This is a genomic window from Streptomyces lucensis JCM 4490 (assembly GCF_014650035.1).
Lineage (GTDB): Bacteria > Actinomycetota > Actinomycetes > Streptomycetales > Streptomycetaceae > Streptomyces > Streptomyces lucensis.
Genome location: NZ_BMUE01000002.1, coordinates 1 through 23,185 on the forward strand (window position 1 = coordinate 1; position 23,185 = coordinate 23,185).

Sequence of the window (23,185 nt, forward strand, 5' to 3'; positions counted from 1 at the left end):
GAACAAATATTGGGAAAACCCCCGCATCATCTGATGCGGGGGTTTTCTGCGTTCAGGGGTCTTTTACCACCCTCGCGGGGCGGCGGGACGCACCCGCTCAGAGCCTTCCCGCCGCCTTGAGGGCCAGATAGGCGTCCGCGAGCGCCGGCGCCAGACCATCGGGAGTCGCGTCCACCACCGACACCCCACGACGGCGAAGTTCCTCCGCGGTGCGGTGCCGCTCGCTCTGCGCCTGTGCCGCCGCAGCGGCCTCGTACACCGCCTCGGCGGTGCCCCGCGACTTCGCCATGCCGGCGATGAACGGGTCCGCGACCGAGGCGACCAGAACGGTGTGGCGCTGGATGAGCTGCGGCAGGACAGGAAGCAGACCCTGTTCCACCGGTGCCGCGTCCAGCGTCGTGAGCAACACGATCAGCGAGCGGCGAGGTGCCGCGCGCAGAGCGGTCGCCGCGAGACCCCGGGAGTCGGTCTCGACGAGCTCCGGTTCGAGAGTGGCCATCGCGTTGACCACGGACGGCAGGACGTCACCCGCCGAACGGCCCTGTACCAGCGCGCGGACCCGGCGGTCGTAGGCGAGCAGATTCACCCGGTCGCCGGCGCGGGACGCGAGCGCCGCCAGCAGCAGGGCCGCGTCCATGGAGGCGTCCAGACGTGGGGCGTCGCCCACCCGGGCGGCCGACGTACGCCCGGTGTCGAGGACCAGGAGGATGTGACGGTCGCGTTCGGGGCGCCAGGTGCGGACGGCCACGGTGGACTGGCGGGCAGTGGCACGCCAGTCGATCGAGCGGGTGTCGTCCCCGGGCACGTACTCGCGGAGGCTGTCGAACTCCGTCCCCTCACCGCGGGTGAGCACGCTGGTGCGGCCGTCGAGTTCACGCAGCCTGGCGAGCTTCGACGGCAGGTGCTTCCGGCTGGTGAACGGCGGCAGGACGCGCACCGTCCAGGGCACCTTGTGGGCGCCCTGGCGGGAGAAGAGGCCGAGGGGACCGTAGGAGCGAATGGTCACGCGGTCGGTCCGGCGGTCGCCGCGGCGGGTGGGGCGCAACCGCGTGGTCACCCGCCGGCGTTCCCCCGGGGGGATCGTGAGCCGGTGGCGGGAAGCCTCGACCTCGGTGCCGGACTGCCAGCTGCTGGGCGGCCACGCGTCCCGCAGCCGCGCCCGCAGGAGCCGGCGGGAGGGGTTGGAGATCGTGAGGGTGACGTCGGCGGTCTCCCCGAGACGGGCGGAGGTGTCCCCCGAGCGGGTGAGGCGGAGGCGCCGCACGGGCGCGGCAAGGGCGTAGTCGCAGGCGCAGGCCAGCGCCAGCGGGCCGTTGACCGCCAGGATCCCCGTCCAGCCCGGTTCCAGGATGCCGACGGGGACCGAGCCGAGGGCCGCGAGCAGAGCGGCGCGTCCGGTGAGCGCCATCAGCGGGGGACCGGCACGTGGGCGAGGATCGCATTGATGACCGAGTCGGCCGTCACACCTTCCATCTCGGCCTCGGGGCGCAGTTGCACACGGTGGCGCAGAGTGGGCAGGGCCAGGGCCTTGACGTCGTCGGGGATGACGTAGTCGCGGCCCGTCAGCCAGGCCCAGGCGCGTGAGGTGGCGAGGAGGGCGGTGGCACCGCGCGGGGAGACGCCCAGGGTCAGGGAGGGCGACTCGCGGGTGGCGCGGCACAGGTCCACGACGTAGGCGGTGATCTCGGGGGACACGGTCGTCTTGGCGACCGCGGCCCGGGCGGTCTCCAGGTCGGCGGGGCCGGCGACGGGTCGTACACCGGCGGCGCGCAGGTCGCGCGGGTTGAATCCGGAGGCGTGTCGGGTCAGGACGTCGATCTCGTCCTGCCGGGAGGGCAGAGGGATCGTCAGTTTGAGCAGGAACCGGTCCAGTTGGGCCTCGGGGAGGGGGTAGGTGCCCTCGTACTCGACGGGGTTCTGGGTCGCGGCGACCAGGAACGGCTCGGGGAGCGGGCGGGGGGTGCCGTCGACCGTGACCTGGCGTTCCTCCATGGCCTCCAGCAGGGACGACTGGGTCTTGGGCGGGGTCCGGTTGATCTCGTCCGCCAGGAGGAGGTTGGTGAAGACCGGGCCGGGCTGGAAGGAGAACTCGGCGGTGCGGGTGTCGTAGACGAGGGAGCCCGTGACGTCGCTCGGCATCAGGTCGGGGGTGAACTGGACACGCTTGGTGTCGAGTTCCAGTGCGGAAGCGAGTGTGCGGACGAGCAACGTTTTGGCGACCCCAGGGACTCCTTCCAGTAGTACGTGTCCGCGGCAGAGGAGGGCGACGACGAGACCGGTCACGGCGGGGTCCTGGCCGACCACGGCTTTGGCGATCTCGGCGCGCAGGGCTTCCAGGGAGGCACGGGCGTCGCCCGCGCCTCCGCTCCGCCCGGCGTTGTCAGTGGTCGGGTCCGTCATGAACGGCGTACCTCTCTTTCGAGGGCGTCGAGTTGGTCGGTCAGGGCGATGAGCGCCGCGTCGTCGCCGGGCGGCGGTCCGAAGAGGAGGGAGTGCAGGGCCTGGACGTCACCGGTGAGGTGGGCGGACAGGGCGGGGAGCAGGGCCTCGGGCGTGTGCGCGCGGGCGGCGGGGACGCCGGCGAGGGGAGCGAGGCGGGTGCGGGTGGCGGAGCGAAGAGCGGCGGCAGCGCGGTCGCGGGCATTGGCCTTGCGGTAGAGGCGGGCGCGTCCTTCGGCGGTCTCGGAGGCACGGATCGCGACGGGGAGCCCTTCCGGCACGAGGGGGCCGAAGCGCCGCGCTCTCCAGAAGGCGGCGAGGACCGCTGCGAAGAAGAGTTGCAGGGTGCCCCAGAGCCATCCCGACGGGAGCAGGTCGAGGAAGTTCTTCTGCTCGTCGGTGTCGGTGGCGGAGGCGTCGGACAGCGAGGGGAGGTACCAGACCAGATGCGGGCGGGAGCCGAGGAGTTGGAGGGCGAGCGAGGCGTTGCCCTGCTCGTCGAGGCGGTGGTTGTAGAGGATGTCGGGCGCACCGAGGACGACGGTGTCGCCGCCCCCGGACGCCGCGGGGATGCGCAGCAGGGTGGCGAGGCGCGCGCTGGGGTAGCACGAGTCGGCGTCGAGGTGGGTGGTGGTGTAGCGGATGCCACCGGTGTCGGCGCTGCCCGCGCGCCGGGCCTCGGGCAGGGTGCAGTCGGGCTCGAGGGTGGACTGGCCGCTGTTCGCGGGGTCCGCGGTGACTCCGGGCGCGAGCCGCTCGACGGACGGGCTGCCTGCCGCGACGAGGACGGTGCGCCCCCCGGAGGCCGCTGCCGCCCGGTGCAGCCGGGTCTGCTGACCGGGGGTCAGCAGGTCGGGAGCGGCGACCAGGAGCGTGCTGTCGGGACCGGTTGCGGCGCGTGCCGCGTCGAGGGTGGTGACCACCCGCGTGGACACGCCCCGTTGGGCGAGGAGTTGTGCGACGGCGCGGCTGCCGTAGGGGTCGGCGGAGCGCGGGTCCAGGGCGCCGTGCCGGGTGGTGGAGCGTACGGCCGCCATGGCGACGGCCGCGGCCAGGATCAGCACGACGGCGAGCGTGATGCCTCGGGCACGGGTCCACAGCCGGCGGGCGGTGGGCGCGGTGGAGGTGGCCGGCAGGGTGGCCTCGGTGGTCACTCGGCGGCCCCCTGGCGGGTGCTGTGGGCCGTGCGGGCGGTGCTGTCCGCGAGGGCGGGACTGGTGCGCTCCAGGTCGCGGTCGAGTTCGGCGAGGCGGCGGTACGACTGCTCGCCGGCCCGGCGTCCGCCGTACGTGACGTCGTCGAACTCGCGGGCCGCGGCGCGCAGCCGGTCCGTGTGCCCGGGCAGGGCCCGGCCCGCCTCGGCCGCCGCCTCGTCGGCGGTGCGGCCGGGGCGGGCGTCGAGCAGGGCTCGTTCCTCCAGCGCGCGCACGATGGCCCGCATGCGTTCCTGGACAGCCTGGTTCCAGTGGCCCTGGGCGGCGTGTGCCTCGCTGGCCGCCCGGTGTTCGGCGGCGCTTCGCGGGCGGTCGTCGAACAGGACGGGGGCCGAGGAGGCGGCGCGGCGGGGCGTACCCAGGCGCCACCACAGCGCCGCCAGCACGGCGACGACGAACAGGACGACGACGAGCAGGCCGACCGTCCCGCCGGGTGTCGCCGAGGCGGCCGCGCCGAACAGCCCGTCCAGCCAGTCCCAGAACGCGTTCAGGGCACGCTGCAGCAGGCCCGGGTCGTTCTCGTGGTACATCCGCTTGGACAGCTCGCGCCGAGCCGCCTCCCGCGCGGGATCGCGCGGAAGTGTCACGGGCGGCTCGTCCCCGGAGCCGCCGGCTGCCAGGACGGTCGTGTCCGCGGCGCGCAGCAGTCCTCGTACGAACGTGCTGCCGGTGCCGGACGAGGCCGCCGCTGTGAGCATTCCCCCCGAGAGGCTCACCGCATCATCTCCCCGGCGTGGGACCGGAGGCGCCGGTCACATGGCCCTGTACGCCGGCGGCGCGGGACAGTTCGAGGTCGAGGGCCTCGCGGCGGATGCGCTGGTCGATGTAGAGCAGCACGGTGACGCCCGCGCTGATCGGGAGGGTGAGCGTGGTGCCGATCAGCGAGCCGATCCCGCGGATGATCAGGAAGGCCCAGCCGACGTCTCCGCCTCCGGTGCCATACAGGCTGCTCGTGCTCTCGTCGCTCACGAGGGCCCCGATGAGGGCGAAGGGGATGGTGACGACGGATTCGACGATGTTGGTGATGAGGCCGGTGAGCAGCACGATGCCGAAGACGCGCCACCAGGAGCCGCGCACCAGCTTGGCGGAGCGGCCAAGGGCCTTGCGGATGCTCTGCCGTTCCAGCATCAGGGCGGGCGTGGCCAGGTAGAAGCGGATCATCAGCCATCCGGCGACCACGAAGGCCGCGAGGATGCCGAGGGCGAGCAGTGCCGCACCGCCGTTGTGGTTGCCGGAGAGCATGACGAGGAGTCCGGGCAGCGTCCCGGCGAGGATCACACCGCCGGTGATCAGGCCCAGGAGGAGGAGCAGGCCGAACAGTCTGGGGATCTGCGGGCGGGCTTCGCGCCAGGCCTCGCCGGTGCTGACCGGCTTGCCGAGGACGGCGCGGCTGGTGATGGTCGTCAGCAGGGCGGTGGCGACGAGGATGGCCACCATGGAGATCACGGCGACGATGCCGGCGCCGACCATGACGTCGCGCAGGGCGGGCAGGACGTCGTCGGCGGTGGCGGTCCGGTCGTCGAACGACGTCCGGGCGAGGGCGTCGTTCATGAGGAAGCCCTGGACGACGACCAGCGCGGTGTCGACGAGCAGTGCGACTCCGAGCGAGATGCCGAGCACCGTGCGCCAGTGGGTGCGCATGGTGGAGACGGCGCCGTCGAGGATCTCGCCGACGCCGAGCGGGCGCAGCGGGATGACACCGGGCTTGGCCGCGGGCGGAGGTCCGCCCCAGCCGCCGCCCCAGGGGGCGTAGCCGCCGGGGGTGCCGTAACCGCCGGGGGTGCCGTAACCGCCGGGGGTGCCGTAGCCGCCGTGGCCGGCGGGAGGGCCTCCGTGGCCGCCGGGGCCGGGGCCGCCGTGCTGGGGGCCGTTCCAGCCCGGGCCGGGAGGCGGGGGCGGCGGGGTCCGGTCGGGGCCGGGGGCCCCGGTGGGCGCGGACCACTGGCCGGGTGGCGGCTGCTTCTCGGACCACTTCGCGCCCGGCTGCTGCGGCTCAGTGCCCGGCTGCGGTGCCGGCTCGGAGGGGCCGGGGCGGTCGGCGGGTTCGGTGGAGCCGGACGCACCGGGTTCCCGCCCCTCGGACGAAGAGGCGGATCCGGGCGAGGCCCAGCCCGGAGTGTCTGTCATCGAAGCTCCTTCTCGGTGCCCTTCCGCGCACGCGGCGGCAGGTTGGCAGCCATCGTGCCATGGGGTGGTCACCGGCGGACCGGCCGCGGTGGGGGCGGGACACCTTCAATTGTCCGCCGGTTCCGGGGCAGACTGACGGCATGGCTGATCAGCAGGCGCGAACGGACGGGGACAAGCGGCCGAGCGAGATACCGGTTATCCGTTGGGAGGAACCACCCGAGGGTCCTGTACTGGTCCTTCTCGATCAGACGAGGCTCCCGACCGAAGAGGTCGAGATGGTGTGCACGGACGCGTCGGCGCTGGTGGAGGCGATCAGGTCGCTCGCTGTGCGTGGGGCGCCGCTGCTCGGGATCGCGGGGGCCTACGGCGTCGCGCTCGCCGCCGCGCGCGGCTTCGACGTGACCGAGGCCGCAGCGGCGCTCGAGGGCGCCCGGCCCACCGCGGTGAATCTGGCCGTGGGGGTGCGCCGGGCCCAGGTCGCGCACCAGACGGCGCTGGGCAGGACCGGCGACCCCACCGCGGCGGCCGCGGCGGCGCTGGCCGCGGCGCGGGCGCTGCACCGGCAGGACGCCGAGGCCAGCGCCCGGATGGCGGTGAACGGCCTGGCGCTGCTGGACGAGCTGCTGCCGGGCGGCGGACACCGGATCCTCACTCACTGCAACACCGGATCGCTGGTGTCGGGCGGGGAGGGCACCGCCTTCGCGGTGGCTCTCGCGGCGCACCGCGTGGGGCGGCTGCGGCGGCTGTGGGTGGACGAAACGCGTCCGTTGCTGCAAGGCGCTCGCCTGACGGCGTACGAAGCGGCCCGCAACGGGATGGCGTACACCTTGCTCACCGACAACGCGGCGGGATCCCTGTTCGCGGCGGGCGAGGTGGACGCGGTGCTGATCGGGGCGGACCGGATCGCGGCCGACGGTTCGGTGGCGAACAAGGTGGGGAGCTATCCGCTCGCCGTGCTCGCGCGCTACCACCATGTGCCGTTCATCGTGGTGGCGCCGCTGACGACGGTCGATCCGGACACTCCCGACGGGGCGTCCATCGAGGTCGAGCAGCGCCCCCCCTTCGAGGTGACCGAGGTCACAGCGCCGCAGGTGCCGGTGGCGGGAGCGGGAGGCGGGATCCCGGTCGCGCCCCTGGGAACCCAGGCGTACAACCCGGCGTTCGACGTGACGCCGCCCGAGTTGGTGACGGCGATCGTCACCGAGGAGGGCGCCGTCTCACCCGTGACGGCCCAGGCGCTAGCCGAGCTGTGTGCCAGGTCGGGCCAGGTGACGATCAACTGATGGGCTGATGTCGGTTCGACCCGGCCGGCTGCCGGAGCGGACCGGCGTCGTCGTGCACCGACCGTCATCCCCCGCTGCCGTCGACGTCGGTCGCCAGGGGCAGACAGTGACGGCGCCGTACGACTATCGTCACAGGCCAGTGAGCCTGCTCACCTGCGCCTCTGTCGTCGTTACGAGAATGGGATGATGTCGTTTATGAAGGGAAGAGTCCTTGTCGTCGACGACGACACCGCACTGGCCGAGATGCTCGGCATTGTGCTGCGTGGTGAAGGTTTTGAGCCGTCTTTCGTAGCCGACGGCGACAAGGCGCTGGCCGCTTTCCGTGAGTCCAAGCCCGACCTGGTGCTGCTGGACCTCATGCTGCCCGGTCGGGACGGCATCGAGGTGTGCCGGCTGATCCGGGCCGAGTCCGGCGTGCCGATCGTGATGCTCACGGCCAAGAGCGACACCGTCGACGTCGTCGTGGGCCTGGAGTCGGGCGCCGACGACTACATCGTGAAGCCGTTCAAGCCCAAGGAGCTGGTGGCCCGGATCAGGGCGCGGCTGCGCAGGTCCGAGGAGCCGGCACCGGAGCAGCTGACCATCGGTGACCTGGTCATCGACGTGGCCGGGCACTCGGTGAAGCGCGACGGGCAGTCGATCGCGCTGACCCCGCTCGAGTTCGACCTGCTGGTGGCGCTCGCACGCAAGCCGTGGCAGGTGTTCACCCGCGAGGTGCTGCTCGAGCAGGTGTGGGGCTACCGGCACGCCGCCGACACGCGGCTCGTCAATGTGCATGTCCAGCGGCTGCGCTCCAAGGTCGAGAAGGACCCGGAGCGGCCGGAGATCGTGGTGACCGTCCGTGGTGTCGGATACAAGGCCGGACCGAGCTGACATGACCGGGGACAGTGCCGCTTCGGCTCCCGGCGGGTCCGGGTCCCGTCCGGGGCGGCCTGTCGGCCGGGCGACGGCGGGTGCGCGTTTCAGGCGCCTCTTCGAGGGCGGGCTGCTGCAGGGCGGTGCCAAGGGCAGCCCGGTCCTGCGGCTGTTCCTGCGCTGGATGCGCCGGCCGCTGCTGCCGGTGATGCGGCTGTGGCGGCGCAACATCCAGCTCAGGGTCGTCGCCACGACTCTGCTGATGTCGCTGGGCGTCGTCCTGCTGCTCGGCTTCGTCGTGATCGGTCAGGTCCGCAACGGCCTGCTGGACGCCAAGGTGAGGGCCTCGCAGAGCCAGGCCACGGGCGGGTTCGCCGTGGCCAAGCAGAAAGCCGACGAGGCGGTCGGCGGAACCGGCGGCGGTACGGGTGCCGGGACCGGCGCCGCCGACGGCACCTCGACCCCCGACGGACGGCAGTCGCAGAACGTCATCCAGTGGATGAGCGACCTCGTGACGTCGCTCGCCAGTGGCGGCGCCGGCGCCTTCGACGTGGCGACCCTGCCCGTGGGCGACGACAGCGGCGGCGGCCGCAGCCCCCGCGGCTCCGGGAACGTCGACCCCGCCTCCAGCGTGCCCGCCGACCTGCGCGAGCGGGTCAACAGCGGTACGACGGCCGCCCAGAGCTACACGCGGATCGTCTACTACAACGGCAAGGAGTCCCAGCCGGCGCTGGTCATCGGCAAGCAGGTCAACGACCCCAACGGGCGTCCCTACGAGCTGTACTACCTCTTCCCGCTCACGCAGGAGGAGAAGTCGCTCAGTCTGGTCAAGGGCACCCTGGCGACCGCCGGGCTGTTCGTCGTCGTCCTGCTCGGCGCCATCGCGTGGCTGGTGGTGCGGCAGGTCGTGACGCCGGTGCGGATGGCGGCCGGGATCGCGGAGCGGCTGTCCGCCGGGCGGCTCCAGGAGCGGATGAAGGTCACCGGCGAGGACGACATCGCGCGCCTCGGCGAGGCCTTCAACAAAATGGCGCAGAACCTCCAGGTCAAGATCCAGCAGATGGAGGACCTGTCGCGCATGCAGCGCCGGTTCGTCTCCGACGTCTCGCACGAGCTGCGGACGCCGCTGACGACGGTCCGCATGGCGGCGGACGTCATCCACGAGGCGCGCGAGGACTTCGACCCGGTGACCGCACGGTCGGCCGAACTGCTCGCCGACCAGCTGGACCGGTTCGAGTCGCTGCTCGCCGACCTGCTGGAGATCAGCCGCTTCGACGCGGGCGCGGCGGCCCTGGAGGCCGAGCCGATAGACCTCAGGGAGGTCGTGCGCCGTGTGGTCAGCGGCGCCGAGCCGCTCGCGGAACGCAAGGGCACGCGGATACGCGTGGTCGGCGACCAGCAGCCGGTCGTCGCCGAGGCCGACGCCCGGCGCGTGGAGCGAGTGCTGCGCAACCTGGTGGTCAACGCCGTCGAGCACGGTGACGGCAAGGACGTCGTCGTCAAGCTCGCCGCCGCCGGCGGCGCGGTCGCCGTCGCCGTGCGCGACTACGGCGTCGGGCTCAAGCCGGGCGAGGCGACCCGCGTCTTCAGCCGCTTCTGGCGGGCGGACCCGGCACGCGCGCGCACGACCGGCGGTACGGGCCTCGGGCTCTCGATCGCCCTGGAGGACGCCCGGCTGCACGGCGGCTGGCTGCAGGCCTGGGGCGAGCCGGGCGGCGGCTCGCAGTTCCGGCTGACACTGCCGAGGACCGCCGACGAACCGCTGCGCGGCTCGCCGATACCGCTGGAGCCCAAGGACTCACGCCGCAACCGGGGCCTCGACGACGCCGGGCTGCCCCGTGGCGGCGAGGAGAAGCGGGCCACCGTTCCGGTGCAGCACAGCGGCGCCCAGGTGCCCGCGCTGCCGCCGCGGACCTCTGTCGCGCCCGGGCTGGCCACGGTCACCCCGGCCGCCGACCCGACCGCGCTGCCCGGCAACGGCACCGGCACGCGCGTGGTGCCCAGGCCGGCCGGGGGCGTACGGCGCCCCGGGGACAGGACCGCCGAGAGTCCCGCACCCGATACGAACGCGGCCCGGCCGGACACGGCGCAGCCGGGTGACCCGACCGAGCCAGGGGAGGAATTTCGTGGGCGCTGACCGCAAGGGGGGCGCCCGGCGGCGGCCGGGACGCGCGGTGGCGTTCGCCGCCTTGGGGGTCGTACTGCTGTCCGGGTGCGCCTCGATGCCCGACAGGGGCGACCTGCGGGACGTGGAGTCGACACCCCGGCAGGACACCGGGGTGCGGGTGTTCGCGATGCCACCGGCCGACGGTGCCGGTCCGGGCGAGATCATGCAGGGCTTCCTGGAGGCGCTGACCAGTGATGATCCGCAGTACGACACGGCTCGCAAGTACCTGACGGCCGACGCGGCGCACCGCTGGCGGCCGGAGCTGTCGACCACGGTCCTCACGAACGGGCCGGGCATCGAGACCGACTGTCAGGCCGGCCAGAAGGAGGACAACAGCGTCAGCTGCGTCCTGACGGGCAGCCGGGTCGCCACGGTCGACGCGCAGCAGGCGTACCGGCCGGCCGACGGGCCGTACCGCAAGAAGCTTCAGCTCGTGCGGAACGCCAAGAGTGGGCAGTGGCGCATCGACGGGCTGCCCGACGGCGTCGTCATGGGCAAGTCCGACTTCCAGCGGAACTACACGTCCGTCGACAAGTACTACTTCGCCTCCAATACGGCGGTCGGGACGAGCGGGCAGCCGGTGGCGGTCGCCGACCCGGTGTTCGTGCGCGGCCAGGTGGACCCGATGACACAGGTGGTCCGCTCGCTGCTGAAGGGGCCCACCGCCTGGCTCGGACCGGTGGTCAGGTCCAGCTTCCCCACCGGCACGGCCCTGCAGGACGACGTCACGGGCCTTGCTCCGGACGACCAGAACAAGCTGACGGTGCCGCTGAACCTGAAGGCGTCGCAGGTCGCGGCCAGCAAGTGCGCCGAGATGGCGACGCAGATGCTGTTCACCCTGCGGAACCTTGCGCCGACGCTCGAGTCCGTGGAGTTGCAGGGGCGCGATGGCGCGCGGCTGTGTGATCTGCCCGAGGAGCGTGCCGAGTCCGCCGCCTGGCACGGGGCGGACAAACGCCCCGACTTCCTGTACTACCTCGACGGCAAGCACCGGCTGGTGCGGATGACGACGGGAAGCACGGGGACCGGCGCCGTCGCGGTGCCGGGAGCGCTGGGCGAGGGCGGCAAGCGGCTGCAGTCGGTTGCGGTGTCGCGGGACGAGAACACCGCGGCCGGGGTCGGCGACGAGGGCAGGTCCCTGTACGTGACGTCGCTGACGGCGGACGGTTCGCTCGGGGACGCCCTGGTGACCAGCACCGGCGCGACCCCCGCCGACCGGCTGGCCACGCCCGGCTGGGACGCCCGGGGCGATCTGTGGGTGGTCGACCGCAACCCGGACCGTCCGCGGCTGAAGGTCCTGGAACAGGGCGTCTCGAAACCCGAGGACGTCGCCGTGCCCGACCTGCCCGGGCGCATCACGGACGCGCGGGTGGCCGCGGACGGCGTGCGGATCGCGCTCGTCGTGGAGGAGAAGGACGGCAAGCAGTCCCTGCTCCTCGGGCGGATCCAGCGCGACGGCGGGACCGGAGAGGGCATCTCCGTGGACGGTCTGCGGCCGGCGGCACCCGACCTGGAACAGGTGAGCGCCATCTCCTGGGCCGGGGACAGCAGGCTCCTCGCCGTCGGCAGGGAGCAGGGCGGCGTGCAGCAGATGCGGTACGTCCAGGTCGACGGCTCCGCACTGGACGGCCCGGCACCCGGCTCGCTGCCGGGGGTGAAGGCGATAGCCGCTTCCGAGGACGAGCGGGTACCGCTGGTGGCGTACTCGGACGACGGGATAGTCCGGCTGCCGTCCGGAGCGCAGTGGCAGAAGGTGGACAAGGACGGGACGGCGCCCGTCTATCCCGGCTGAGCGGCCGTTCCGAGGCGCCGCCCCCCCGTCGCCGCAGGGCGTTCGGGCGACCGCCCGTCACTCGTGCGAGTGGCGGGCGGTGCCGCTCGCCCCGAGTTGTCCACAGGGGGTTTTCCACAGGGGTGGCAGGCCGTCCCCGCCGTTGGCACAGTGGAGGCCATGCGGGGGTGGTGGAACGACCTCACCGACCTGGTGCTGCCGGCCGAGTGCGCGGGCTGCGGGGCACCTCGTACGGCGCTCTGCGCGCGATGCCGGTCCGCGCTGAACCGGGCCGCGCCGCTACGGGTGCGACCGGTGCCGGAGCCGGCCGGGCTGCCGGTGGTGCACGCGGCCGCTCCGTACGCCGAGAGGGTGCGGGCGCTGATTCTGGCCCACAAGGAGCGGGGCGCGCTGGCCCTCGCCGGAGTGCTGGGCACGGCTCTGGCGGAAGCCGTGCGGGCGGGCCTCGGGCGGCACACGGCGGGTGCGGGCACGGAACCGGCCGGACCGGACCGGGCCTGTGGGCACGGGGCCGTGCTGCTCGTGCCCGTGCCCTCCGCACGGTGGGCCGTACGGGCGCGTGGGCACGATCCGGTACGGCGGATGGCCCTGGCGGCGGCCGGTGAGCTGCGGCGCACCGGGACGCCGGCCCGGGTGGCGGCCGTACTGCGCCAGCGGCGCGCCGTTGCCGACCAGGCCAGGCTCGACGCGCGGCAGCGGCTGGAGAACCTCGCGGGCGCTCTGGAGGTGACGGCGGGCGGTGGACGGCTTCTCGACGGCGGCCGGATCGTCCTCGTGGACGACCTGATCACCACGGGCGCGACTCTCGCCGAGGCGGCGCGCGCCCTGCGGGAGGTGGCCGGATCACACCGGGAAGCGAGACACGAGGACGGGAACCGGGTGAGACAAGTCGTGTACCGCGCCGTAAGTCGGGAAGGTAGGGGAGAACGAAGGACCGGAGTGCGAGAGGAGAGGGGGAAGTGGATGCACGGTGCACCGGAAAAGGCGGCGGTGAACACCCTCGGGCCGATGCTCCATGCGGCCGTGGTCGCCGCTCCTCGGGATTCTTTCGAAATGGACAGGAACTGACCGCCGACCTGCATCGTTGCAGGTAGTGACAGGGGTAATTCACCTGTACGGAGGTACGCAGCAGTAGAGGGTGACGCCATCCGTCCGGGCGAGATATGTTCGGTTGTGAGGAAAGGCGCAGGCCACACCTCTCTAATCGGAATGCCGTGCCACGGGTTTTCCGCAATCACCCGTGGCGGTGGGGTGGAGATCTCGCCCATGGGGGAGGAGGAGGTGGAAGTCACCGAGTCCGAGGTCCGGTGATCACCGGACCTGGTGCAAAAGGGAGATGCTCCGCCCGTGCGGCGGAGTGATCCGGGAACGGAGTTCTGCGTGGACATCGTCGTCAAGGGCCGCAAGACCGAGGTGCCCGAGCGGTTCCGCAAGCACGTGGCCGAGAAGCTGAAGCTGGAGAAGATCCAGAGGCTCGATGCCAAGGTGATGAGCCTCGACGTCGAGGTGTCCAAGGAGCCGAACCCTCGACAGGCGGACCGTTGCGACCGAGTGGAGATCACGCTCCGCTCCCGCGGTCCGGTGATCCGGGCGGAGGCAGCGGCCAGTGACCCCTACGCGGCACTCGACCTGGCCGCGGAGAAGCTGGACGCCCGGCTGCGCAAGCAGCACGACAAGCGTTTCTCCCGGCGCGGCGCCCGCCGGATCCCGGCGGCGGAGGTCGCCGACCACGTGCCGGACGCGGCGACACTGGGCAGCAACGGCCTCCCCGTCCCGCAGGAGGAGACGGACGGAGTGCCGACCAAGCGGATCGGCTCGCTGGAGGTGAAGGGTGAAGGCCCCCTGGTCGTCCGCGAGAAGACCCACGTCGCCTCCCCGATGACGCTCGACCAGGCCCTCTACGAGATGGAACTGGTCGGCCACGACTTCTACCTGTTCGTCGACTCCGAGACCAAGGAACCGAGTGTCGTCTACCGGCGGCACGCCTACGACTACGGCGTCATCCACCTGAGCACGGACCCGATGGTCGCCGAGGGGGAGCCTCCCGCGGCCGGAGGCACGCTGGGCGGCTGATCCCGCCCGTCCAAGCCGGTCAGGTGCCCCTGGTGCGCGTGTGCGCCCCCAGGGGCACCGGTGTGCGACCACTTCGCGCCCTGCACGGCACCTCGCGGACGCCCGGGCATGAAATCATGACGGCACCGGCCCAACCGGTGGGCCGCTGCCTTGGGTTGGCGATGGCACAGGACCACAGGCCACAGCCTCAGGGGGAGGAACGATGGCGGACACCTTCGGACCGATGCGGGACGAGGACGCCGACGACGATGTCATCGGCACGGGCCCGGATGCGGTCCGTCCAGACGCGGAGCCGATCAGGGTCCTGGTGGTCGACGACCACGCCCTCTTCCGGCGCGGCCTGGAGATCGTGCTCGCGGCCGAGGAGGACATCCAGGTCGTGGGCGAGGCCGGCGACGGGGCCGAGGCCGTCGACAAGGCCGCCGACCTGCTCCCCGACATCGTGCTGATGGACGTCCGGATGCCCAAGCGCGGCGGGATCGAGGCCTGTACCTCCATCAAGGAGGTCGCCCCCAGCGCGAAGATCATCATGTTGACGATCAGCGACGAGGAGGCCGACCTCTACGACGCGATCAAGGCCGGTGCGACCGGGTACCTCCTCAAGGAGATCTCCACCGACGAGGTGGCCACCGCCATTCGCGCGGTGGCCGACGGCCAGTCGCAGATCAGCCCGTCCATGGCGTCGAAGCTCCTCACCGAGTTCAAGTCGATGATCCAGCGCACCGACGAGCGCCGGCTGGTGCCCGCGCCGCGGCTGACCGACCGGGAGCTGGAAGTCCTCAAACTCGTCGCCACCGGGATGAACAACCGCGACATCGCCAAGGAGCTGTTCATCTCCGAGAACACCGTGAAGAACCACGTCCGCAACATCCTGGAGAAGCTGCAGCTGCACTCCCGCATGGAGGCCGTGGTCTACGCGATGCGGGAGAAGATCCTGGAGATCCGGTAGCGGTCAGGCGAGGGCGCGGCTCAGTTCCCGCGCCAGGGGCTCGCGCAGTTCCGGTGCGTCCACCCGCTCCACGCGCACGTCCGTGCAGTTCACCCAGCCGGCCGCCTCCACCAGGGCCTGCGCGACCGCCGCAACCGCCTTCGGCCCGTCCAGGGTGACCTGCTTGGCCACCAGCGTGCTGCCCTCGCGAGCGGGGTCGACACGCCCGACCAGCCGGCCGCCGGCGAGCACCGGCATCGCGAAGTAGCCGTACACCCGCTTGGGCCTGGGAACGTAGGCCTCCAGGCGGTGGGTGAAGCCGAAGACGCGCTCCGTGCGCGCCCGCTCCCAGATCAGCGAGTCGAACGGCGACAGCAGAGTGGTGCGGTGGCGGCCGCGCGCCGGTGTCGTCAGGGCGGCCGGGTCGGCCCAGGCCGGCTTGCCCCAGCCCTCGACCTCGACCGGAACCAGACCCGAGTCGGCGATCACCGCGTCGACCTGCTCGCCCTTGAGGCGGTGGTAGTCGGCGATGTCCGCGCGCGTGCCGACACCGAGGGACTCGCCGGCCAGCCGGACCAGACGGCGCAGGCACTCCGCGTCGTCCAGTTCGTCGTGCAGCAGCGGCTGCGGGACCGCTCGCTCGGCGAGGTCGTACACCCGCTTCCAGCCGCGCCGCTCGACGCACACCACCTCGCCGTACATCAGGGCCCGCTCCACGGCGACCTTGGTGCCCGACCAGTCCCACCAGTCACTGGTCCTCTTCGCACCGCCCAGCTCGGTGGCGGTCAGGGGACCTTCCGCGCGCAGCTGTTTGACGACCTGGTCGTAGGCGCCGTCGGGCAGTTCGTGGTTCCAGTGCGGGCGGTTGCGGTAGGCGCGACGGCGGAAGGCGAAGTGCGGCCACTCCTCGACGGGCAGGATGCACGCCGCGTGCGACCAGTACTCGAAGGCGTGCGCGTCCTTCCAGTAGGCGGCCTCGACCGTCGTGCGGCCGACCGCGCCGAGCCGGGCGTAGGGCACGAGCTCGTGGGAGCGGGCGAGCACCGAGATCGTGTCCAGCTGGACCGCGCCGAGGTGGCGCAGCACTCCGCGGACACCGGCCCGGCGGTCGGGCGCGCCGAGGAACCCCTGGGCCCGCAGGGCGAGACGGCGGGCGTCGTCCGCGGTGAGAGTGGTGGTGGGGCGCGGCAGGGTCGTCATGCCCCGGACGATAGAGGCTGCCACTGACAGCCCGGCGTGAGCTGGGACTTCGCCTGCTCCTAGGTACGCGCGGGCAGGTACGGCGCCGTCGACGGCAGGCCCAGGTCCGAAGGGAGCAGGGAGCCGACCCAGCAGTCCCGGCGTACGCCCTTGTTGTTGACGCCGGAGCGCAGGGTGCCCTCGACGGTGAAGCCCGCGCGCTCGGCGACCGCGCGGGAGGCCCGGTTGCCGACCTCGGCGCGCCATTCGACCCGGTCGACGCCGACGTCGGTGAAGACCCACCGGCACGCGGTGAGGACGGCTTCGGTGACGTAGCCGTGGCCGCGGTGCTCCCTGGCGGCCCAGTAGCCGACCTCCGCGGCGCCCAGCGAGTGCATCGTCAGGCCGATCATGCCGGCCAGCCCGCCGCCGGTCAGGAAGACGCCGAAGGTGAACATCGAGCCCTGCGACCAGCCGTCGGGGACCATCTGTTCCGTGAAGGCGCGGGCGTGCTCGTGCAGATAGGGCGAGGGGATCGTGGTCCAGCGCTGGATGTCCGGGTCCTGCGCGGCCCGGTACACCGCCTCGGTGTCGTCCGGGCCGACGGCGCGCAGCAAGAGACGGTCGGTGGTGAGGGTGACGGGTTCCATCGGCCGATTCTGCTCGCAACACACGCCCGGAGCCATCCGTTTGCGCGTTGCGTGAGCACGCGATCACATTTCGTGCGATTCCCCGCTACGGTGCGGCACTATCCGAGCGGCCCGTCCGTTGTCCCGGTTGAAGCAGCCGTCGAGCCGACAGGCCTCCCGACGCGGCCGGGTCCTCGCATACGATGGCGGTTGCTCAGTACGTAGAAGGAAAAACCGACCGTCCCAGGCCCGACCGGCAAGGAGACCAGCCCCCGTGTCCGTCCTCTCGAAGATCATGCGTGCAGGCGAAGGCAAGATCCTGCGCAAGCTGCACCGCATCGCGGACCAGGTCAACTCCATCGAAGAGGACTTCGTCGACCTCTCCGACGCCGAGCTGCGGGCCCTCACCGAGGAGTACAAGCAGCGGTACGCCGACGGCGAGAGCCTGGACGACCTGCTCCCCGAGGCGTTCGCCACCGTCCGCGAGGCCGCCAAGCGCGTCCTCGGCCAGCGCCATTACGACGTGCAGCTGATGGGTGGCGCCGCGCTCCACCTCGGCTACGTCGCCGAGATGAAGACCGGTGAGGGCAAGACCCTCGTCGGCACGCTGCCCGCGTACCTGAACGCCCTGTCCGGGGACGGCGTCCACCTCATCACGGTCAACGACTACCTGGCCGAGCGCGACTCCGAGATGATGGGCCGCGTCCACAAGTTCCTGGGCCTCAACGTCGGCTGCATCCTCGCCAACATGACGCCGGCCCAGCGCCGCGAGCAGTACGCGTGCGACATCACCTACGGCACGAACAACGAGTTCGGCTTCGACTACCTGCGCGACAACATGGCGTGGTCGAAGGACGAGCTGGTGCAGCGCGGCCACAACTTCGCCATCGTCGACGAGGTCGACTCCATCCTCATCGACGAGGCCCGTACGCCGCTGATCATCTCCGGCCCGGCCGACCAGGCCACCAAGTGGTACGGCGACTTCGCCAAGCTGGTCACGCGCCTCAAGCGCGGTGAGGCGGGCAACCCGCTCAAGGGCGTCGAGGAGACCGGCGACTACGACGTCGACGAGAAGAAGCGCACGGTCGCCATCCACGAGTCCGGTGTCGGCAAGGTCGAGGACTGGCTGGGCATCGACAACCTCTACGAGTCGGTGAACACCCCGCTCGTGGGGTACCTGAACAACGCCATCAAGGCCAAGGAACTCTTCAAGCGCGACAAGGACTACGTCGTCATCGACGGCGAGGTCATGATCGTCGACGAGCACACCGGCCGTATCCTCGCCGGCCGCCGCTACAACGAGGGCATGCACCAGGCGATCGAGGCGAAGGAAGGGGTGGACATCAAGGACGAGAACCAGACGCTCGCCACGATCACCCTGCAGAACTTCTTCCGCCTCTACGGCAAGCTCTCCGGCATGACCGGTACGGCGATGACCGAGGCCGCCGAGTTCCACCAGATCTACAAGCTCGGCGTGGTCCCGATCCCGACCAACAGGCCGATGGTCCGCAAGGACCAGTCGGACCTGATCTACCGCACCGAGGTGGCCAAGTTCGAGGCGGTCGTCGACGACATCGCCGAGAAGCACGAGAAGGGCCAGCCGATCCTCGTCGGCACGACCTCCGTCGAGAAGTCGGAGTACCTCTCGCAGCAGCTCAGCAAGCGCGGCATCCAGCACGAGGTGCTGAACGCCAAGCAGCACGAGCGCGAGGCGTCGATCGTCGCCCAGGCCGGCCGCCGGGGCGCGGTCACCGTGGCGACGAACATGGCCGGCCGTGGTACCGACATCAAGCTCGGCGGCAACCCCGAGGACCTCGCCGAGGCGGAGCTGCGCCAGCGCGGCCTCGACCCCGAGGAGCACATCGAGGAGTGGGCGCACGCCCTGCCCGCCGCCCTGGAGAAGGCCGAGCAGGCGGTCAAGGCCGAGAAGGAGGAGGTCGAGGAGCTCGGCGGGCTGTACGTGCTGGGCACCGAGCGGCACGAGTCGCGCCGCATCGACAACCAGCTGCGCGGTCGTTCCGGCCGTCAGGGCGACCCGGGCGAGTCCCGCTTCTACCTGTCGCTGGGCGACGACCTGATGCGCCTGTTCAAGGCCCAGATGGTCGAGCGCGTGATGTCGATGGCGAACGTGCCCGACGACGTGCCGATCGAGAACAGGATGGTCACGAAGGCGATCGCGTCCGCGCAGTCGCAGGTCGAGCAGCAGAACTTCGAGACCCGTAAGAACGTCCTGAAGTACGACGAGGTGCTCAACCGGCAGCGCGAGGTCATCTACGGCGAGCGCCGGCGCGTCCTGGAGGGCGAGGACCTGCACGAGCAGATCCAGCACTTCATGGACGACACCATCGACGCCTACATCGCCGCGGAGACCGCCGAGGGCTTCCCCGAGGACTGGGACCTGGACCGGCTGTGGGGCGCCTTCCGGCAGCTGTACCCGGTGAAGGTCGTCATCGAGGAGCTGGAGGAGGCGGCCGGTGACCGGGCCGGTCTGACCGCCGAGTTCATCTCCGAGTCCATCAAGGAAGACATCCACGAGCAGTACGAGGCCCGTGAGGCGCAGCTCGGCTCCGAGATCATGCGTGAGCTGGAGCGCCGGGTCGTGCTGTCGGTCCTCGACCGCAAGTGGCGCGAGCACCTCTACGAGATGGACTACCTCCAGGAGGGCATCGGCCTGCGCGCGATGGCGCAGAAGGACCCCCTGGTCGAGTACCAGCGCGAGGGCTTCGACATGTTCACCGCGATGATGGACGGCATCAAGGAGGAGTCCGTCGGCTACCTGTTCAACCTGGAGGTCCAGGTCGAACAGCAGGTCGAGGAGGTGCCGGTCGAGGAGGCCCAGCCGGTGGGCGAGGGCGTCCAGGACACGGTGCCGGCGCAGGCCGGGGCGCGTCCCGAGATCCGCGCGAAGGGGCTGGACGTGCCGCAGCGGCGCGACCTGCACTTCTCCGCGCCGACCGTGGACGGTGAGGGCGGCATCGTCGAGCGTGACCTGGAGGACGACGAGCCCGTGCGGTCCGAGTCGGACGGGCTGACGCGTGCGGAGCGGCGTCGGCAGGCGAAGGGTGGGCGGCGCCGCAAGAAGTAGCGGGTTGCCTGCGGCGCTTTCGCCGTTCGGTTCGGCAGGGCCGGTCTCCTTTTCGGGGGGCCGGCCTTTCTGCGTTGCGGTGTGTTGCGGTGCGGTGCGGTGCGGTGTGTTGCGGTGCGGTGTGCGGGCGGTGGGGTGGGTGTGGCTTGCCCGCGCCTGCGGGGTGCCGCTGCGCCCACCCGTGCCGCCCCAGCGGCACGACTGCCCGCAGCTAGGCGGCACGAGTGCACGCGGCTGAGGCGGTACGAGTGATGGCGGCTGAGGCGGTACGGCTGCCCGTGGGTGTGTGGGGGTCAGGTGGGGGTTGGGCCCGTTTCCACTGCTGTGCAGCGCCAGCGGAGGTCGTTGCCGAGCTCCAGGCGGAAGGCCATGGCGCGCAGCCGGTCGCCGGCGGCGATGCGGGCGAAGACCTCCAGGGCGCCGTCGCTGGGGACGTAGTAGCCGATGTCGTGGACGACCGGCCGGGGGCCGAGGGCCCGCAGGGGGCGGCGTTCGGCGAGGCGGACCAGGTCGTCGTAGGCGCGGCCCGCGGTGTGGCGGAGCATCCAGTGAACGGGTCGCTGACCGCTCAGAACGGCCAGCAGACGGTCCGCGAAGAGGTCGGTGGGCCGGGGCTGCCGTACGGCCTTCGCGGGCAGCGTACGGGCCGTCTCCGGCCGGGCGGCCGTGCGCACGGTGCTCCTGGCGGGGGTGCGCGGTGGCGCGCCGGCCGGGCGCCGGGTGTCGTGACGGGTCGGGGGGCGGTGGCGCGGGCGGGTCTGGGGGGTGCGGCTCATGACCTTGTTCAAGGGGGGTCCCCGTTCGGCGGGCCCAGGAGATACCGGGCGGTAACCAGCAGTCGGAGACCTTGTACGGGGCGGAGGAGACGGAAGCAAGGAAGGCGGCGGCGGGTGTCCGCGGCCCCGGAGAGTTCACCTATCCGAGGGATGAGGACGGGCAAAGCTCCAGGTGGCGGGTGGGGTACCGGGTGAATTCCGGGGCGGGGAGTGGACGCCGGCGGGGGCGGGGACAGGGACTCGAAAGGGGACGCCCGCACGTATCCTGAAGGCCCTCGGAAGGCGCGTCGTGGCGCGGCGGACCGGGGCGCCCAGCGGAGCAGACGACCAGAAAAGAGCGGCCGGCCATGCGCGTGTACGTCCCCCTGACCCTCCCCGGTCTCGCCGAGGCGCACAGGACGGGTGAGCTGGGGAGCGGCCCGTTCCTCGCGTACGCCGTCACCCCCGCGCTGCGCGAGTGGTACCTCTCCGACGACATCGAGGAGCTGGAGTACGCGGCGCTCGGCCGGGCCGCGCTCGCCTCGCTGCGCCTGCTCGCCGCCGACCGCGCGGCGGCACGGCGCCGGGTCGTGGTCGCGGTGGACGTGCCCGACGGAGCCTGCACCGTGGACCCCGACCGCGGACTCGACCCGGCCGCGCTCGGCCAGGTGACGGTGACGGTGACGGTGCCGCTCGCCAAGGCGGCAGCGGTGCACGTCGACGCCGACGACGCGGAGGCGGACGTGACCGCGGCCGCGGACGCCCTGGAGGCGGCCGAGGGCGGGGACGACGACGCCCGGTTCGTGGTGGACGGGGCGGACGACCACGAGCTGCTGTGGTACGCCACGCAGGAGATCCCCAACCTGGTCGGACAGGCCTGACCCGGGTCCCGGACGGTCCGCCCTCCCTGGTTCCCGCTACGGGTTCGTCAGTGGAGGCGGGTACGGTCTTGGACATGGGGACGAAGGCGCGCGCGCACATAGTCTGGGACTGGAACGGCACCCTGTTCCACGACAACGACGCGATCATCGGGGCGACGAACGCGGCCTTCGCCGAGCTGGGGCTCGCACCGATCACGCTCGAGCAGTACCGGTCGCTGTACTGCGTGCCGGTGCCGAAGTTCTACGAGCGGCTGCTCGGCCGGCTGCCGACCGACGCGGAGTGGGAGCTGATGGACGGCGTCTTCCATCGGCACTACGCGGAGCACCGGGTGCGGTGCGGGCTCACCGACGGGGCGGCCGAGCTGCTCGCGGGGTGGCGGTCGGCGGGGCACAGCCAGTCACTGCTGAGCATGTACGTGCACGATGAACTGGTGCCGCTCGTGCGCGGCTTCGGGATCGAGACCCACTTCGTTCGGGTCGAGGGGCGTACGGGGCCGTCCGGTGGGAGCAAGGCCGAGCACATGGTGCGGCACCTGCGGGCGCTGGCGGGGGCGGTGGAGCCCGCGCGCACGGTCGTGATCGGGGACGCGGCGGACGACGCGGTGGCGGCCGGGTACGTGGGGGCGCGGGCCGTGCTGTACACCGGGGGGTCGCACAGCCGGGCCAGTCTGGTGGGGGCAGGAGTGCCGGTGGTGGACACGCTGGAGGAGGCTGTGGCTGAGGCTCAGCGGATCGCGGCGTAGGGCTGCCGCCGGGGGGGCGGGCGGTGTGTGAGCGCCCTGTGCTGGGGTCGGCGGGGGGTCTGCCCGTGCCTGCGGGGTGCCGCTGCGCCCACCCGTGCCGCCCCAGCGGCACGACTGCCCGCAGCTAGGCGGGACTGTCCGCCCAGCTACGCACGACTGCCCGCAGCTAGGCGGGACTGTCCGCCCAGCTGCGCACGACTGCCCGCAGCTAGGCGGGACTGGGCGTAGCCGGGTGGCGTTGATGCTTCGGCTACGCCGGGGCCTTGGTGCGGAGGATTTTCAGGAACTCTCGCATCCAGGCCGGGTGGTCCGGCCAGGCCCGGGAGGAGACCAGGGTGCCGTCGACGACCGCCTCGGTGTCCTGGAACCCCGCGCCGGCTGCCTGCATGTCCGGTTCCAGGGCGGGGTAGGCCGTGACCCGGCGCCCCCGCAGGCTGTCGATCGCGGCCGTGAGCAGCGGGCCGTGGCAGATCTGGGCGACCGGCCTGTCGGAGTCGAAGAACGCCTTGAGGATCTTGCGCAGTTCGGGGTCGTTGCGCAGGTATTCGGGGGCCCGGCCGCCGGGGATGACGAGGGCCGCGTACTCGCCGGGATCGACCTCGGCGAAGGCGAGGTCGGCGGGCCAGGTGTAGCCGGGCTTCTCGGTGTAGGTGTCGTAGCCGGGCTCGAAGTCGTGCACGACGAAGCGGAGGGTCTTGCGGGTCGGGGCCGCGATGTGGACCTCGTACCCCTCCTCGCGCAGGCGCTGGTAGGGATAGAGGACTTCCAGGGACTCCGCTGCGTCTCCGGTGACGATCAGGATCTTCGCGGGCATGTCGGCTCCTCGGGGGGGCGGACTCCGGGAGGGCGCACCGTGCGCGCCGTCCCGGGCAACGTGCCTCCGTCGGGCGTGCTTGCCAAGGGGGCCCGTCGTTTTCAGGGTGCGGCCGACGGCCGGAGAGCGCTAGCGGATACGCCACTCACCCGCCTACCGGTGCTGTGCAGAACGTCAAAGTTACCCGCTCGGTTTTGTACACATACGGCTCATGACGGCTC

19 protein-coding genes are annotated in these 23,185 nt (G+C 71.9%); 10 read left to right on the forward strand and 9 right to left on the reverse strand.

The features are described 5' to 3' along the window. Positions 1 to 97: 97 nt before the first annotated feature. The 5 genes from IE177_RS04195 to IE177_RS04215 are packed head-to-tail and all read right to left on the reverse strand — an operon-like array spanning position 98 to position 5,780. Positions 98 to 1,408: a DUF58 domain-containing protein gene (locus tag IE177_RS04195; protein ID WP_190013371.1), complete on the reverse strand. Its 1,311-nt coding sequence runs from the start codon at positions 1,406 to 1,408 to the stop codon at positions 98 to 100. After that, entirely contained in the window at positions 1,408 to 2,400 is a 993-nt protein-coding gene (locus IE177_RS04200) for an AAA family ATPase (RefSeq protein ID WP_190013372.1), read from the reverse strand. Before IE177_RS04200 ends, IE177_RS04195 begins: the two co-directional genes overlap by 1 nt. Next, complete coding sequence (locus tag IE177_RS04205) at positions 2,397 to 3,593, reverse strand: DUF4350 domain-containing protein (RefSeq protein ID WP_190013373.1); 1,197 nt, start codon at positions 3,591 to 3,593, stop codon at positions 2,397 to 2,399. Before IE177_RS04205 ends, IE177_RS04200 begins: the two co-directional genes overlap by 4 nt. After that, a complete protein-coding gene (locus tag IE177_RS04210) occupies positions 3,590 to 4,351 on the reverse strand; it encodes a DUF4129 domain-containing protein (protein ID WP_190014069.1) in 762 nt (253 codons plus the stop codon). The genes IE177_RS04205 and IE177_RS04210 overlap by 4 nt, the downstream gene beginning before the upstream one ends. Positions 4,352 to 4,373: 22 nt before the next feature. Beyond that, complete coding sequence (locus IE177_RS04215; RefSeq protein ID WP_190013374.1) at positions 4,374 to 5,780, reverse strand: glycerophosphoryl diester phosphodiesterase membrane domain-containing protein; 1,407 nt, start codon at positions 5,778 to 5,780, stop codon at positions 4,374 to 4,376. A 140-nt stretch (positions 5,781 to 5,920) separates the two neighbouring features. Here IE177_RS04215 and mtnA point away from each other — a divergent pair, with 140 nt between their 5' ends. The 7 genes from mtnA to IE177_RS04250 all read left to right on the forward strand — a co-directional run bounded on the left by mtnA (position 5,921) and on the right by IE177_RS04250 (position 14,899). Further along, the gene (mtnA, locus tag IE177_RS04220; RefSeq protein ID WP_190013375.1) at positions 5,921 to 7,063 is read left to right on the forward strand and encodes an S-methyl-5-thioribose-1-phosphate isomerase; all 1,143 of its coding nucleotides are present in this window, start codon (positions 5,921 to 5,923) and stop codon (positions 7,061 to 7,063) included. A gap of 183 nt (positions 7,064 to 7,246) precedes the next feature. Continuing rightward, on the forward strand, positions 7,247 to 7,936 hold the full coding sequence (gene mtrA, locus IE177_RS04225) for a two-component system response regulator MtrA (protein ID WP_187279108.1): 690 nt from the start codon (positions 7,247 to 7,249) through the stop codon (positions 7,934 to 7,936). Position 7,937: 1 nt separating this feature from the next. After that, positions 7,938 to 10,055: an MtrAB system histidine kinase MtrB gene (mtrB, locus tag IE177_RS04230; RefSeq protein WP_190013376.1), complete on the forward strand. Its 2,118-nt coding sequence runs from the start codon at positions 7,938 to 7,940 to the stop codon at positions 10,053 to 10,055. After that, positions 10,045 to 11,877: an LpqB family beta-propeller domain-containing protein gene (locus IE177_RS04235; protein WP_190013377.1), complete on the forward strand. Its 1,833-nt coding sequence runs from the start codon at positions 10,045 to 10,047 to the stop codon at positions 11,875 to 11,877. Before mtrB ends, IE177_RS04235 begins: the two co-directional genes overlap by 11 nt. A 159-nt stretch (positions 11,878 to 12,036) precedes the next feature. Further along, entirely contained in the window at positions 12,037 to 12,945 is a 909-nt protein-coding gene (locus tag IE177_RS04240) for a ComF family protein (protein WP_190013378.1), read from the forward strand. A gap of 312 nt (positions 12,946 to 13,257) precedes the next feature. Beyond that, positions 13,258 to 13,950 carry a ribosome hibernation-promoting factor, HPF/YfiA family gene (gene hpf, locus IE177_RS04245; protein WP_229815894.1) on the forward strand — a complete coding sequence of 231 codons (693 nt, stop codon included), beginning with the start codon at positions 13,258 to 13,260 and terminating at the stop codon, positions 13,948 to 13,950. A gap of 202 nt (positions 13,951 to 14,152) precedes the next feature. Then, on the forward strand, positions 14,153 to 14,899 hold the full coding sequence (locus tag IE177_RS04250) for a response regulator (protein ID WP_190013380.1): 747 nt from the start codon (positions 14,153 to 14,155) through the stop codon (positions 14,897 to 14,899). 3 nt (positions 14,900 to 14,902) lie between these two features. On the opposite strand, the gene IE177_RS04255 is transcribed toward IE177_RS04250, so the two are convergent. Together IE177_RS04255 and IE177_RS04260 are read right to left on the reverse strand one after the other, a co-directional pair. Continuing rightward, positions 14,903 to 16,078 (reverse strand): winged helix-turn-helix domain-containing protein, encoded by a 1,176-nt coding sequence (locus IE177_RS04255; protein ID WP_190013381.1) that lies wholly within the window; start codon positions 16,076 to 16,078, stop codon positions 14,903 to 14,905. A 59-nt stretch (positions 16,079 to 16,137) separates the two neighbouring features. After that, a complete protein-coding gene (locus IE177_RS04260; RefSeq protein WP_190013382.1) occupies positions 16,138 to 16,707 on the reverse strand; it encodes a GNAT family N-acetyltransferase in 570 nt (189 codons plus the stop codon). A 253-nt stretch (positions 16,708 to 16,960) separates the two neighbouring features. Between IE177_RS04260 and secA the strand changes: the two genes are divergently transcribed. Continuing rightward, positions 16,961 to 19,771 carry a preprotein translocase subunit SecA gene (secA, locus tag IE177_RS04265; RefSeq protein ID WP_190013383.1) on the forward strand — a complete coding sequence of 937 codons (2,811 nt, stop codon included), beginning with the start codon at positions 16,961 to 16,963 and terminating at the stop codon, positions 19,769 to 19,771. Positions 19,772 to 20,064: 293 nt separating this feature from the next. Here the strand turns inward: secA and IE177_RS04270 are convergent, their stop codons facing one another. After that, positions 20,065 to 20,559: an Rv3235 family protein gene (locus IE177_RS04270; RefSeq protein ID WP_190013384.1), complete on the reverse strand. Its 495-nt coding sequence runs from the start codon at positions 20,557 to 20,559 to the stop codon at positions 20,065 to 20,067. Between the two features lie 335 nt (positions 20,560 to 20,894). On the opposite strand from IE177_RS04270, the gene IE177_RS04275 reads away from it, so the two are divergent. Further along, positions 20,895 to 21,407, forward strand: coding sequence for a DUF6912 family protein (locus IE177_RS04275; RefSeq protein ID WP_190013385.1), 513 nt, complete (start codon positions 20,895 to 20,897; stop codon positions 21,405 to 21,407). 74 nt (positions 21,408 to 21,481) lie between these two features. Next, the gene (locus IE177_RS04280; protein ID WP_190013386.1) at positions 21,482 to 22,150 is read left to right on the forward strand and encodes an HAD family hydrolase; all 669 of its coding nucleotides are present in this window, start codon (positions 21,482 to 21,484) and stop codon (positions 22,148 to 22,150) included. Between the two features lie 250 nt (positions 22,151 to 22,400). On the opposite strand, the gene IE177_RS04285 is transcribed toward IE177_RS04280, so the two are convergent. Next, a complete protein-coding gene (locus IE177_RS04285; protein ID WP_190013387.1) occupies positions 22,401 to 22,964 on the reverse strand; it encodes a DJ-1/PfpI family protein in 564 nt (187 codons plus the stop codon). Positions 22,965 to 23,185: the final 221 nt, after the last annotated feature.